Source organism: Vibrio sp. Vb1755 (assembly GCF_033338635.1).
In the GTDB taxonomy this organism is placed as follows: Bacteria; Pseudomonadota; Gammaproteobacteria; order Enterobacterales; family Vibrionaceae; genus Vibrio; species Vibrio alginolyticus.
This window is the reverse complement of record NZ_JAWOTA010000046.1, coordinates 1-14514: the sequence shown is the minus strand read 5'-3', so window position 1 is coordinate 14514 and position 14514 is coordinate 1. Positions and strand designations below refer to the sequence as shown.

Genomic DNA, 14514 nt, shown 5'->3' with positions numbered 1-14514 from the left:
CCACTCATCGCTTATCTTGAGTGCGTCACCTTGAATCGTGACACTAGGAACTTCAAACTGGTTTTCGTATCCATCGCCGCCATCAAGAATATCCACCGTTAATATAGCATCGGGATTCAACCGCTCAGGAGCCTGAGTCTCAGAAGTTGGGTTCTCTCTTTCTTGCACTGCTGGCCTAGTAACATAGCCATTAGAAACGAGTTGCTCAGGTAAAACAGCGCGAATATAGGCAACAAAACTTAACCCGCCAGAAGACTCACTAAAATCTCGAACGCTCTGATTAAAAGTGGATTCAATACCGTTTTGAGATGCAATTAAAAGATCATTCGAACTCGATTCATCCTCACTTGTTGTATCTTCATTAAATGCAATATCGAGAATGTCAGTATTAAGAACAACCACCTCTACTTCTGGAACTAATTGTTCGTTAGGCAACGTTTGGATCCAAGAACCGTCACTTAAAACCGCCCAAAGAACATTACCGACTTGAATGTAGAGTATTGGCTGCATAATTCGCCCCATATGAAACAACGAACTTTAAGTATGGTCGACGAATGTGACTGTTCAAATGAAACTAGAAAAAACATGGCCCTAAATGGCTCTAATGAGATATTGAACCAAAAACATACCTCATGTATGCGAGAAAGAGCCATTGGGGTAAACTACTTCTGGCGTAACCCATCCACTGGAAATTGATTGAAATTCCCCTTGCTACAATCGGGCTTATATCCAAATGGAGCAGGGAAAGGAATCGTATCGCAGCTTGTTGCAACGGAAGATTCAAACTTTACTCTCTTTCCTATCATGATAGGAAATAACCATGTGGCATTATTTCTTAAATCAAACTCCTCTTTAGGGTCATCAATCAAATTGTATATTTCAGGGATCTGTAATGGGCGCCCTTTCTCCGGCATGATATCTTGATCAATAAAGTGCATCTTGTAATTTTCCCACTTATAAGCGTAGGTTTCAGAGCCATTGTTAACGATAAAACCATCTCGATTAGACTTTTCACTATCTCCCTTTAAAAAGGCCCACTGATCAATACTATCTATTGTTCTATCGCTTGGTAATTTGTATCCACCGACATGAGAAAGTGAGGCAAATAGGTCCACAACATGGATAATTTCATCACTCACTCTGCCCGGTTTGATGTGGTTAGGCCAAGAGGCAATAAATGGTGTTCGGAGAGAGCCTTCAAGAGCCGTAAAGTACGCACCACGCCATGGTCCGCTAGAGCCTTGGTATGGCATATGCCACTCTGGACCGTTGTCAGAAAACCAAATCACTAGTGTATTGTCTTTAATTCCTGCTTTTTCTATTGCACCAATAACTTGCCCAGCTCGAAAATCTATCTCAGCTAACACATCTGAGTAATTTCCTTTGCCTGTTTTACCAATAAAATCAGGATGAGGTAGCGTCGGTAAATGTGGTTGAGTAAAAGTAATTACAGAGAAAAATGGCTTATTCTCTTTCACATTTCGATTTATAAAATCTGTGGCATGTTCAACTAGCTCACTGTCAATCGTTCTACGTGAGTCCAAATTATATTCTTTGACCCCTTTAGGATCCTGCCCTGCTCTAGCTGAAAGGATTTGAGGTTTAGGTAATATAGCTTTATAACCGGGTTGAGAGCTATATTCTGACTCATCCGTCGTATTTGCAATGCCATACCATTCATCAAAGCCTTGATCCGTTGGAAAGCGCCCTTTTTGGTCTCCCAAATGCCATTTCCCGTAAAGGCTCGTGTTATATCCTTGTTCCTTAAACTTCTCTGCAATGGTTATCTCCCAGTTCACCATACCGTAAGGCACTCCCCAAACAACCTTATCTGTCCCAGACCTAAGCGCTCGCCTCCCCGTCATGAATGAGGAGCGAGTTGGCGTGCATTGCGGTTCCACATTAAAATTAGTAAGGCGTACACCTTCTCTAGCAAGTTGATCTAAGTTTTTAGTTTCAACACCTCTGGTACTCCCATAGGAACTTAGTTCCCCCCACCCAAGGTTATCAACCAACATTACCACGACATTTGGTGTCTCTTCCGCAACCACTTCTAACGGGATACATAGAAACAGGATAGTTGCTATTTTATTTTTCATAGTGTCGCCTTTCATTGAAATTCAATCCTGTAAGTGCGTCTTATCACACTTAAAACACACTAAAGTCTAGTCCATGTTAGTTAACATTTTTGAAAAACAGGGATTACTTGGAAGCAACAAAAAACCTCTACTATATTCAACTGACTACATTGTCTCATTTGGTGTCATCTCACTCGACTTCGCCATGATGAACACAATTAGTAACGTTATATAACGATAATGGACTCATTTATCGCGGAGGATTTTCATGCGAAACTCGATTAAAAAGGTAATGGCATTGGTCGGTACATTAGCTGCGTCCACAGCCTTTGCTGCCGATAAGCCCAACATCCTTGTGTTCTGGGGTGACGATGTAGGTGTATACAACATTAGTGCGTATCACAATGGTATGATGGGAGGGAAGACTCCTAACATTGATAAAATCGCCAATGAAGGTGCCATTTTCACAGACGCTTACGCACAACAGAGTTGTACTGCCGGACGAGCCTCATTTATTCTGGGTCAACATCCGTTTCGTACCGGTCTATTGACTATTGGTATGCCCGGCGCAAAAGAGGGTATTCAATCGAAAGATCCTACTATCGCAGAGTTACTTAAAAATCACGGCTATGTGTCTGGTCAGTTTGGTAAAAACCACCTTGGTGATCAAGATGAGCACCTACCAACTAACCATGGGTTTGATGAGTTCTTTGGTAACCTATACCATTTAAACGCGGAAGAAGAGCCTGAGTCTGAGTTTTATCCAAAAGATCCAGAGTTTCGTAAAAAATTCGGACCTCGAGGCGTGTTGAAGGCGACTGCGGATGGCAAAATCGAGGACACTGGTCCCCTTACTCGTAAGCGTATGGAAAACGTAGACCGAGAGTTCATGGATGCTAGCTTGGCATTTATGGAAAAAGCAGTAAAAGAAGACAAACCATTCTTTATTTGGCATAACTCAACCCGTATGCACGTCTGGACACATTTGAGTGAAGAATATCAAGGGAAGTCAGGTTACGGCTTATACGCCGATGGCATGATGGACCTAGATGATCAAGTAGGTGTCATGCTTGATAAACTTGAAGAGCTAGGCGTAGCAGATAACACCATTGTTGTTTTTAGTACTGATAATGGCGCTGAGAAATTTACCTGGCCAGATGGTGGTACTACACCGTTCAAGGGCGAAAAAGGTACGACTTGGGAAGGCGGATTCCGCGTTCCGATGATGGTACGCTGGCCTGGAAACATTAAACCAGGAACGGTTATCAACGATATCTTTTCACAAGAAGACTGGATGCCAACTATACTCGCAGCTGTGGGCGAACCAGATGTGAAAGAAAAACTATTGAAGGGTCATAAAGCAGCGGGCAAAACCTTTAAAGCACATTTAGATGGCTACAACCAACTTGATCTGCTGACTGGTAAAGCTGACGAAGGCGCACGCAAAGAAATCTTTTACTTCGATGCTGGTGGTAATTTAAACGCCGTTCGTTATAAAGACTGGAAGATCCACTTCAGTATTATGGAAGGTGCCATTAATGAGGCATACCGCAAAACACCTAGTTGGCCTTTGATTGTAAACCTTCGTATGGATCCATTTGAGGTCGGTCCAGATGCAGCACTTTACGTCAGACATTTTTACGCTGATCAAATGTGGATGTTCGTTCCTGCTCAAGCTATCGTGCGTAAGTTCCTAGAGACATTCAAGGAGTTCCCTGCCACGAAAGGTAGCTCGTTAAGTATTGAAAAAGTGGTAGAAACAATGACACAGCAACCTAGAAACTAGACCCTAGGTATCGAAGCTACTGTGGAAATAACTAAGGCCTCAATTGTGAGGCCTTTTATTTCGTTGCAATTGTTTGGTTGCAGCAAGTTATGGTCAAACAAAGATTATCATTTAGTGCTCTCTTTAAACACTTGATTCCAATCTTGTTTCATATCGACAAATAGCCAACCTTGCTCTTCACCTACTTTAAACGATTCATCTAACTTACCAACATGAGAATCTTTATCATACGCCCATTCGCGCTTGTCATCCGTGTGATGGATAATCGCAGAAAATCTTGGACCTGAACCTGCTTTCGTCCACTCTAACATCTGTAAATCACCATCAGAATTACCAAACGCCATGACCGGACGTTTGCCAATGAAGTTTTGAATCGTCACAGGCTTTACTGCTTTGTCATTGACGAAGTCTATTTCCGGCATGCGTAGGATGGTAGGTTTTCCATCAACACTTTGATATTCCGCCTTTAACGTCGTCCCCACGATGTTTTGCGTTGGAATGCCGTATACTTCCGGCGCCCAAACGCGCATAAATTCAATACCGCCTCCAGAAACGATGTAGGTCTGATAGTCGTTCGCTCTTAAATAGTCGAGCAGTTCGAGCATAGGTTGATAGACCATTTCAGTGTATGGTCTACCCGTTGTTGGATGGACAGCCGTTTTCAACCATTCCTTAACTTCTTGATGAAACTGTTCAGTAGACATTCCAGAATGGGTTGCCATAACAAGCTTCATTACACCTTCGAGTCCTTGTTTACCAATCCCCTCCATGTCACCTTTTAATGCGGAAGCAAAGGGTTCGGTTGTCTTCCAATCAGGATGCTCAGAGGCCATTTCTTTTACTCTATCGATCGCAAAAAACAACTGTAGATAAACAGGCTTTTCTGCCCAAAGTGTTCCATCATTATCAAACGTCGCGATTCGTTGGCTTTCAGGCACATAGGAATCCGAACCTTGGGTCGTTGTTTTCGTAACAAACGCCATAATAGCTTGCTTAGCGTCAGTGTTGTTCCATGACGGAAGTGGATCTTGCATATCAGCAGCAACAGCGTAACTAGACAGAGCTAAACCTGTTGCTAAGACAATCGCCTTTAACTTTATAGCCATCTTAATTCCTTATATTGAGGTGCTAGGTGCGAATCCAATCAAAAGTATAGTTCAATTGAAACAGGCGCATATTGAACTGACATATCCAACGGCCACCAAAGAGTGACGCCGTCACTAAATTGGTTCACTATTTTATTGAAATAGGAACATGGAATTTACCGATTAGAGTTTAAATTCATTGGCTTCAACTGATGTAGAGGCACTTTTACGTCCCTTTTTCTGATTGAGCTCTTCAATAACATAGTCGGGAGCGACCTTCGTTAGCTCTGTTAAACAGTCATCCGTTTTAGGGTTGCCGTATCTGACATAGATGTCACACACGGCATACAATTGTTCTGGAGCACCGGATATCAAATACGCTTGCTCAAAAGCGTTGACAGACTTCTTCAAGTCTAACTCTTCTTGCAGAACACCATTTAAATACCAAAAGTAACTGTTCGTCGTTGCCATCGTCGCAGCTTTGTCTATTTCAAACGCCGCTTCTTTCTTTTTGTCTAATCTAACCAAAGCGAGAGATTTAGAATAATGCAGCGAGGCATCTTCTGAATTTAGCTTGATACCCTCGTCAAGCACGTTGATAGCTTTTTGGTCTAGCTGTTGCGCTCGGAAGTTGTCTGCATAGCTTAACCAAACTTGAGGGTTGTTTGGCTCAAGCTTAGTTAACTCTGGGTATATCAGCGCCGCTTTATCCCAATCACGATGCCAACGGTAAACGTCTGCAAGTAATAACTTGGAAACATTATCGTTCTTACTGGACAAGTGTGCTGTCAGCTCTGAAACAGGCCCCTCAAGTGACTGCTGTTGCTCCGAACTCAAATTGGCGTAATCTCGAACGAGGTTAATCGCTGCTGTAATTCGCACCATGGCGGCGTCATCACTCAATAACGGTGAAATCAAACGCCAACGGTGCTCAATCATATATGGCTGTGCTCCCACGATCGCAGCTTCGCGAATACCTGCATCTTCATCCTGCAACCCACGCGCAACTGCAACCAATGCATTTTGGCTTGGATAGTTGGCTAACTCACGTAAAGCATCAATACGTTTTTCTGAAGACAACTTTTTATTTTGCGCATCATAAGACAGCTTTTCGACTCGTTGCGCCGGTGTCATTTGAGCTTCTTGTGGAGTGACAACCGTTGTCGGCGATACTTGATCTGGGTCTAGCAATGTTGTTTCTTGTGCCACTGCTGTTTGACTCGCAGCAATGCCGATCGAGATCACGAGTAATGATTTAGAGAGCAGCTTAATTTTTTGCATTCAATAACCTATATTCTTTCATTTCCGGGCCTGTAGCAGGCGTAGTGACTATCTTAAAACTTCGTTTCAAACACAGTCTGTGTTTGAGTAGCTTGCTGGTGTAGAATCTGGTCACTGTATTTACCGTGAACCACTGGGTTACCTGTCGCTCGTAAGATGTACGCCATCGACTGATCAACATGGGTAAAAAACTTCTTCCAACCCGCGCAGAGATAATTAAGACCAGGCTCACCTTGCCTAGTACGGATAAAACGGTTTTTGGGACATTCTCCAAAACATGCAAATTGATAATCACATTGAAGGCACTGTTGGGGCAGCGTACGACTTTTAGCAAACCCAAATTTCTGCTGCTCAGAGCTATAAGCGAGCGTATCGAGCTTTTCGTGATGAATGTTTCCAACCTTATATTCTGGGTACACGTAATGATCACACGCAAACACATCACCATTAGGCTCCATTGCTAAGCCCTTCCCGCAGATTTCACCTAACGTACACAGTGGGTTTTTTCTGCCCATCCAGGTTTCGATACTGGCTTCAAAGTACTGCACAAACACGTTGCCGATATCGTGTAAAACCCATTCATTGAAAATCGCGATCAGAAAATTTCCCCATGCTTCATCCGCAACGCAAAAAGGCTCAACAACGGCATCTTTATGACCTGGGATCAACCGTTTATCTCCTTGCTTTAGTTGCTCGTTTGGCTCCCAAGTTTGAGGGGCGGTTGTTCTGAATGTTTTCTGCTCAACTATTGGAATAAACTGCATTTGAGGGGAGCGTACTTCATCTCGCAAGAATCGGTACACTTCAAGTGGGTTACGGCCGGTCAAGTTGTTAACACAAGTGAGCGTAGCAAACTTTACTTCGTGCTTATGTAATAATTCAACCGCATTCATAACTTGCCGGAATGTGCCTCTACCAGCTCGGTTTGTTCGGTAAGCGTTGTGCATCATTTCTGGGCCATCAATGCTTAAACCGACGAGAAAGTTGTTCGCCTTTAAAAACTCACACCATTCATCGTTAAGCAGTGTGCCATTAGTCTGGAGGTCATTGGAGATCATAATGCCATCGGGACGGTATTTATTCTGTAGCTCAACAATTGTCTTGAAATAATCCAAACCTAGCATTGTCGGCTCACCACCCTGCCAAGAGAAAATAATTTCAGGTGTATTTTGTCCCGCTATATATTGACGGATATAGGTCTCGAGCGTTTCCTCATCCATGACTGGTGAGCAGCCTGGCTTGTACTCAAGTAAATCTTGTTTGCTTAGGTAGTAACAATAGGTGCAATCGATATTGCACACTGCACCGATAGGTTTCGCCATGACATGTAATCGCTTGGATGCTTTTCCATTGAACTGCGGACCTTGAGTTATGTGCATTCATCACCTTCTTAGTTGCTAGCCTGTGCCCAACGGCGCTAAGACTAATCATTAAGTTAATCGCCTAGTGTGATGATAATGTTCAATTATTCGTGGCGCTTGTTATAGTGTGTATAACTGTTTTTCATAGACTTGCCTGATAAAATTCTTTGATCATAAATGTTGATGGAGCTCCCCTATGAAGCATTCCAAAAGTAATACTCTTTACCTTGGTGCCGCTATTTCGATTTCGCTAATTATGACTGGATGTGCAACAACACAACCTAGCCCTCTTGCCCAAAAAATCGATCAAGATATGGTTCTTATTGAAGGTGGACAATTTACGATGGGCTCGGATAATCCGTCAGCAAATAAATCCGAGCGCCCGGCTCGCACCGTTCGCGTGGAAGATTTCTATTTGGCAAAATTTGAGGTAACCCAAGAGTTATTCGAATCGGTTACAGGCTCTTCTCTGAGTTATTTTAGAAACCCAAATACGCCCGTAAATAACATTAGCTGGCAACAAGCCAATTATTTTATAAAGAAATTGAATGAAAAAACGGGAGAGCACTATCGTTTACCCACAGAAGCAGAATGGGAGTTTGCAGCGAAAGGGGGGAATCTAAGTCAAGGATTCACTTACGCGGGAGCTGATGATATTAACGACGTTGCCTGGTATGCCAGTAACTCAAACAATAAGGCACACAAGGTAGGTCAGAAAAAACCGAATGAGCTTGGCTTATACGATATGACGGGTAATGTTGGTGAGTTTGTTATTGATGCGTTTGATGAAGGTTATTACAAATCAGCACCAAGTGATAATCCGGTAAACGCAAAAGATGAAAAAGAAAGCCTTGCACACAAGTCTGTACGAGGTGGTAGCTTTGCCTATGATGCTGACGAATCCGAAAACTATCGTCGCGATTTTGCTAGCCAGTCAGTCATCATGTCCGACATGGGGCTGAGATTAGCGAAAGACGCTGATTAAACTAAGTAAGAAAAAAGTGGAGCGATAAAAGCTCCACTTTTGGTAATTAGCTCCTATTGACCCCGACAATAGAGGCTTTAAGCTGATCAATAGCTTGTTTAGGTGCATAGTGACTAAGCTCTTGTATGCACCTATCGAAAGCAAAAGCGACAGCACCTTTTTTATGATTTCTCGCTAGAACCTCGCATTGAGCATACAAGTGCTGTGGATTGCCACCGACTTCAAATGCTGTTTGCAACGCTTTACTGGCTTCTAGAACATCGCTTTTTTCTAGAGCTAGACCGTACACGTACCAATAATGAGCATTAGTTTCACCAATTTCTGCGGCGCGTCTAAGTAGCTTTTTCGCATCATCAGCTTTGCCTTGACGCAACAAAGAAAGACCTGCGCTGTATGGTAACGTGCTGGATTTAGGTTGAGCTTTCATCCCTTGTTGTAGCACCGTGAGCGCAGCTTCTTCTTTACCTAGGTGACGATACAAATCTGCTAGGTTAACGTAGCTATTTTCGAAATAGGGTTCGATGCTGATCGCTTGTTTATACAGCTCGGCCGCTTTGTCGATTTCACCTAAGCTGCGGTACACATTCGCCAAATTGGTTCTTCCGAAACCACGATCGGCATTAAACTCTTGAATTTCCATGTACTCTTCTAAAGGCGATTTAATGATATCTTTTTGTAAAGGGGTCATTTGTGCGTAGTTCGCTACCAGCACCGAGGCAGCTTCCGTTCTCACTGAAAGCACCGGGTCATCAAGCAATGGCTCTAGAATCCGCCACCGATCATGAAATTCATAACCAGACGAGCCTGAAATTGCCCCTAATCGAACCATTTCATTCTCATTCTTAACGGCCCTAGCCAAAGATACTGTTGTATTTTGGTCTGTATTGCCTCCCATCCTCTCCAGGGCTGAGGCGCGAATAATGTCTTTTAAAGACGAATCCTGAGCAGAGTATGCTAACGCATTTGCTGCTCCTTGATGACCAATTGAATCCGCATAAAATGCGACAGCAAAATGTTGCTGATTACGATACTTCGAATTCGGGTACCATTCTGCTATCTGTTCATCGGCCCATTGATTGCTTTTATCTTCATGGCATGACATGCAAACATTGGGCGTTCCAATATGTTTGCTCAAATCTGGTCGTGGAATATGCCAACTGTGGTCTCTACGAGGATCGACTTGCATGTAAGTCGTTTCTGGCATGTGACAAGTCGTACATTGCGATGCTTCAGATCCAGCCTTATGAAAGGTATGCTTTTCAGGTGTATATTCAGATGCAATATGGCATTGCGAACATACTGCCTCTTCTGGGATCGTTAATTCTGCCGTGTGTGGATCATGGCAATTAGTGCACGTGACCCCCTTCTCCGCCATTTCAGATTGAAGAAACGAACCATAAACATAATCTTCGTCGTAAATCTGTCCATCATGATAGTAGAGTTCAGGTGTTATAAGACTTAAGCGATATTTATCAAAAAAGGAACCTTTAACATGATCACCTGTTTCATTTAACTGGGTTCGGCGACTATGGCATTGAGCGCATGTTTGCACTTGATTGGTTGCTTCAATTGATTTCGGCTGTAACGTACTATGGCCTTCCTCAAACACCCAATCCGACACTGCTTTAGACAAATTTCGATCAAAGCCATAATGGCTGTCATGCTCAAAAGAAGTGCCAGCATTTTTGTATTTCTTGGCCAGTTCTATGTGCTGACTAGCAGGACCATGGCATGCTTCGCATCCCACATTAATCTCTGACCATGAGCTGTTGTAAGTGTTTTTGTCAGCGTCGTAATTCTTCTTTAGGTGCGTTGAATGGCAATCAGCACACATGAAGTTCCAATTTTGCCCGGTATTGGTCCAATAGAATTCATCCGTTGTTGTCGTTTCTGGATAAAGATGAAACCAACGCTGTCCCCCTTCAACTTTAGCTCTTGTGTCCCAAGCAAAAGGAATAAGCTGCACGCGGCCATCTTCAAACTCGACCATGTACTGCTGTAATGGTTCCCAGCCAAATGTATAGCTGATCTTATAGTCATGCCATTGCCCGTCAGAGCCTTGAATGTTGACCCAATATTCGCCGCCTTTTTTAAAAAAACGATTAGGCATTCCTTTGTGTGTTACAACATGGTTATCAAAATTACCACGCACAGAGGTTGTACTTGCATGCTTCATGGCCATATCGTGATGTGACCCTTTCCAGGCCTCCACCTCGTTTTGGTGGCAATCTATACAAGCTTGTGTGCCAGCATATTCTGGATTTAAGCCTAAAGGAATATTTGGTTTCTCTGTTAATAACTCTTGAGAAAAAGCCATAAAACTGACAACAACGTTGACCAGCAATAAAATACGAAACCGGCCTGCCCACTGACTCATAGATATCCTTATATTTATAATGCACAACCTAAATCAATATAGACACTAAATCACTGGTTATACAAATAATTACAAGCAATACATAACGACTTTAGTATTGCTTTAGGACCGTAAAACAAGCGAGCATCCTATTGTTTTTCATTTCCATCCCCTCTTCTACTACGCAATAAAAATAAGGCTCTTCAGTGATCTAAATCTACTTTACGAATCTCTACAAACTAACAGGACAATCCTATTTCTTCTTAATTAACAAATGGTTACTACCTAGCAATAACTTATAGTTATATCGAGTATAAGAGGATTTTTCTATATACATCATTAACTTATGCAGCAACTAAGCATAAGGCTCACTTGTGCTTATCTTTACTCTCAACAATCTGGAGTTTTTATGGCAAATCAATTGAGCAAAATCGCTGTAGGCGCAGGACTGTTAGCGGCGTCTAGTGCTGCTATAGCAGCAGACAAACCGAATATACTGGCAATTTTTGGTGACGATATCGGCTACTGGAATATCAGCGCATACAACCAAGGTATGATGAGTTACAAAACGCCAAACATCGACCGTATCGCGAATGAAGGTGCGTTGTTCACAGATCACTACGGACAACAGTCTTGTACTGCTGGTCGCGCTGCCTTTATTACGGGTGAAGAGCCATTTCGTACGGGTTTGTTAACAATTGGTATGCCAGGCTCTGACCACGGCATACCTGATTGGGCACCAACCATTGCAGATCTGTTAAAAGAACAAGGTTACATGACGGGTCAATTTGGTAAAAACCACTTAGGTGACCAAGATAAGCACTTACCGACAAAACACGGCTTTGACGAATTCTTCGGTAACTTATATCACCTAAACGCAGAAGAAGAACCTGAAACTTATTACTACCCTAAAGACCCAGAGTTTCGTAAAAACTATGGCCCTCGTGGTGTCATTAAGTCTTATGCCGACGGTAAGATTGAAGACACTGGCCCGATGACACGAAAACGTATGGAGCACGCAGATGAAGAGTTCCTAGAGAGCTCTTTGGCATTTATGGAAAAAGCAGTTAAGGCGGATAAACCCTTCTTTATTTGGCATAACGCCACTCGTATGCACGTTTGGACTCGCTTGCAGGAAAAATACCAAGGTAAATCAGGTGTAAGCATTTATGCCGATGGTATGCTGGAACATGATGATCATGTAGGTGTTTTACTCGACAAGCTGGATGAGCTAGGTGTTGCAGACAACACTATCGTTATCTACTCAACGGACAACGGCGCAGAAACCATGACTTGGCCAGATGGTGGCGCAACACCATTCCATGGTGAAAAAGGTACAACTTGGGAAGGCGGTATGCGTGTTCCTCAACTGGTTCGTTGGCCAGGCGTCATTAAGCCAGGAACCAAGATCAATGAAATGATGGCACACCAAGACTGGTTGCCTACATTATTGGCAGCTGCTGGCGTACCTGATGTAAAAGAAAAACTGGCAGAAGGCTACAAAGCAAATGGCAAAGAATGGCGTGTGCATTTAGATGGTTATAACTTCATGCCATACTTTGAAGGTAAGGAAGAAAAAGGCCCTCGTGAGTCGCTGCTTTACTTTACGTCTAATGGTGAATTAAACGCTGTCCGCTGGAATGACTGGAAACTTCACTTTGCAACGCTTGAAGGGAACCTAAGTAACGCAGTTCGTTTTGCTCCGAACTGGCCTAAAATCATCCACCTACGCGCTGACCCATTCGAAAAAGGCCCAAGCGAATCACAAATGTACTTGCGTTGGATGGCTGACAACATGTGGCTATTTGTACCTGTACAAGACGTTGTGGGAGAGTTCTTTAAAACACTTCCAGAATACCCAATGCAGCGTGGCACAGCGATGAACCCTGCTTCACTAAACTACGACTCTCTAAAAATGCAAGAGAAGCTGCAACAACTAGACAAAGTTGAACAAGAAATCAGCAAGTTTAAGTAAACTAAGTTAACGTTAGTTAATCAGTAACATAAGCCAGCAGACCATTCTGCTGGCTTATGTGTATCGCCACATAGGAACTTACTTAAATCGCCTGTTTAGCCTATACAAAGTGGGCATTGTGAGTACAAACTGAAAAACAAAAAAAGGAGAGCTAACCTGCTCTCCTTTGTATTTTAACCGTGGATAAACTAAGCCACATTAACCGATTTAGCTACACTGCTACTTTGGAAAAACTCATCATGCAATGCGCAAATCGCGTGCTGGTATTCCTTATCACCGACAACAAATTGAACATTTACATTTCTCAATGATGAGTGCAGTGCAACTGGCGTAACGCCATTATTCATCAATGCAAGCACACCTTTCGCCAACGTCTTGTTGGTATCAATTTGAGAACCGATGGCTGAGATAAGCGCGACCATACGACCTTTAATCGAGGCATTCGGATAACGTTTCTCGGCTTTATACAATACTTTGTTTAAGCTATCAGTACTGCCACCTAGATAGTAAGTAATAGAGTTAGCGTTCATCTCTTTACCAACCAAACTTACACGAGCATCGGAGATGATTTCCATCAATTCGTAACTAACGTTATCGGCTTTTCCTACCATTGCTTGGTCAAACAAATGCAGTGCAAATACTTTTTCTTTACCTGCGATGATCTCGACTTTGTCTTCTTCTGGGCGGTAGCTTGAAGAGATCAAAGTACCTTCGTGTTCAGGTTCGAATGTATTTTTAATCTGTAGCTCAATACCACTTTCACGTAAACCCGCAGCGGCATTTGGGTGAATCGCTTCCATGCCAAGGTTAGCAAGTTGGTCTGCTACGTCATAGTTTGTACTACCAATTGGTAATACTTTTTCAGGGCCAACAACGCGTGGGTCTGCTGAGCTCAAGTGGTACTCTTTGTGAATTACTGCTAAATCCGCTTTTGTTATTGCTGCAATTCGGCTAAATGTCATCTCACTATAACCTCGGTCATAAGTGTGCATTAGGCCCTCTTTACAGTAAGCATAACCTGTCACGATTGGCAGTTCTTTTGATACATCGATATCAGCAAACGCGTCACTGATCGACTCATCAAGGCTTCTTGGCGCTTGATTATCCCAACCAGACAGGTCAACGAACTTAGCGTTAATACCCATATTTTTTAGTTTTAGTGCTGTGTTGTAAGCACTATGTGCCTCACCGATAGACGAGAGAAACTCTCGAATTTGAGGCAAGTACTGGCGCAACGAAAATTGACCGTACTGACAGGTTTCTAAAATATTCGCGATACAGTTTTTCGCTTCAGCAATGCGGGAGCGAATGAATTTATCCGCACGGATACGATTCATTGGGTCCGCAAAAATATTTTCATTGGTCAGCAACATACGGCTTTCAACGTACGCTAACGCTTCTTCCCATTTGTCGTCGCGTTTCGCGATAAGCTGATAAACGCCTGGTTTACTGGTTTTTTTACACTCGAGCAGCGCATCGGTCATACCACCGTATGCAGATACGACAAAAATACGATTGTATGGTGTTTTGGGACGAAGAATAATATTGTCGAGAACAGCATCAAATGCTGTCATTGATGTACCGCCGATTTTTTCTACGGTAAATGT

10 protein-coding genes are annotated in these 14514 nt (G+C 42.9%); 3 read left to right on the top strand and 7 right to left on the bottom strand.

Annotation, left to right across the window (positions count from 1 at the left end; genetic code table 11):
* The coding region (locus R7E00_RS22070) for a hypothetical protein (protein ID WP_318124469.1) at nt 1-510 on the bottom strand (510 nt) is incomplete at its 3' end.
* 152 nt (nt 511-662) lie between these two features.
* Nucleotides 663-2099 carry an arylsulfatase gene (locus R7E00_RS22065; RefSeq protein ID WP_232284621.1) on the bottom strand — a complete coding sequence of 479 codons (1437 nt, stop codon included), beginning with the start codon at nt 2097-2099 and terminating at the stop codon, nt 663-665.
* A gap of 247 nt (nt 2100-2346) precedes the next feature.
* On the opposite strand from R7E00_RS22065, the gene R7E00_RS22060 reads away from it, so the two are divergent.
* Nucleotides 2347-3864 carry an arylsulfatase gene (locus R7E00_RS22060; protein WP_017821948.1) on the top strand — a complete coding sequence of 506 codons (1518 nt, stop codon included), beginning with the start codon at nt 2347-2349 and terminating at the stop codon, nt 3862-3864.
* Nucleotides 3865-3971: 107 nt separating this feature from the next.
* Here R7E00_RS22060 and R7E00_RS22055 read toward each other — a convergent pair whose 3' ends face one another.
* The 3 genes from R7E00_RS22055 to R7E00_RS22045 all read right to left on the bottom strand — a co-directional run bounded on the left by R7E00_RS22055 (nt 3972) and on the right by R7E00_RS22045 (nt 7609).
* Nucleotides 3972-4970, bottom strand: coding sequence for an HAD family hydrolase (locus R7E00_RS22055; RefSeq protein ID WP_017821947.1), 999 nt, complete (start codon nt 4968-4970; stop codon nt 3972-3974).
* A gap of 162 nt (nt 4971-5132) precedes the next feature.
* Complete coding sequence (locus tag R7E00_RS22050; RefSeq protein WP_017821946.1) at nt 5133-6230, bottom strand: hypothetical protein; 1098 nt, start codon at nt 6228-6230, stop codon at nt 5133-5135.
* A gap of 53 nt (nt 6231-6283) precedes the next feature.
* Nucleotides 6284-7609, bottom strand: coding sequence for an anaerobic sulfatase maturase (locus R7E00_RS22045; RefSeq protein ID WP_262606096.1), 1326 nt, complete (start codon nt 7607-7609; stop codon nt 6284-6286).
* Nucleotides 7610-7847: 238 nt separating this feature from the next.
* Here R7E00_RS22045 and R7E00_RS22040 point away from each other — a divergent pair, with 238 nt between their 5' ends.
* Nucleotides 7848-8576 carry a formylglycine-generating enzyme family protein gene (locus R7E00_RS22040; RefSeq protein ID WP_372434443.1) on the top strand — a complete coding sequence of 243 codons (729 nt, stop codon included), beginning with the start codon at nt 7848-7850 and terminating at the stop codon, nt 8574-8576.
* Nucleotides 8577-8622: 46 nt separating this feature from the next.
* Here the strand turns inward: R7E00_RS22040 and R7E00_RS22035 are convergent, their stop codons facing one another.
* A complete protein-coding gene (locus tag R7E00_RS22035; RefSeq protein WP_017821944.1) occupies nt 8623-10953 on the bottom strand; it encodes a tetratricopeptide repeat protein in 2331 nt (776 codons plus the stop codon).
* A gap of 388 nt (nt 10954-11341) precedes the next feature.
* On the opposite strand from R7E00_RS22035, the gene R7E00_RS22030 reads away from it, so the two are divergent.
* Complete coding sequence (locus R7E00_RS22030) at nt 11342-12907, top strand: arylsulfatase (RefSeq protein ID WP_130546076.1); 1566 nt, start codon at nt 11342-11344, stop codon at nt 12905-12907.
* A gap of 188 nt (nt 12908-13095) precedes the next feature.
* On the opposite strand, the gene R7E00_RS22025 is transcribed toward R7E00_RS22030, so the two are convergent.
* Nucleotides 13096-14514 (bottom strand): aspartate kinase (locus tag R7E00_RS22025; RefSeq protein WP_318124468.1); only part of this gene is annotated, 1419 nt, incomplete at its 5' end.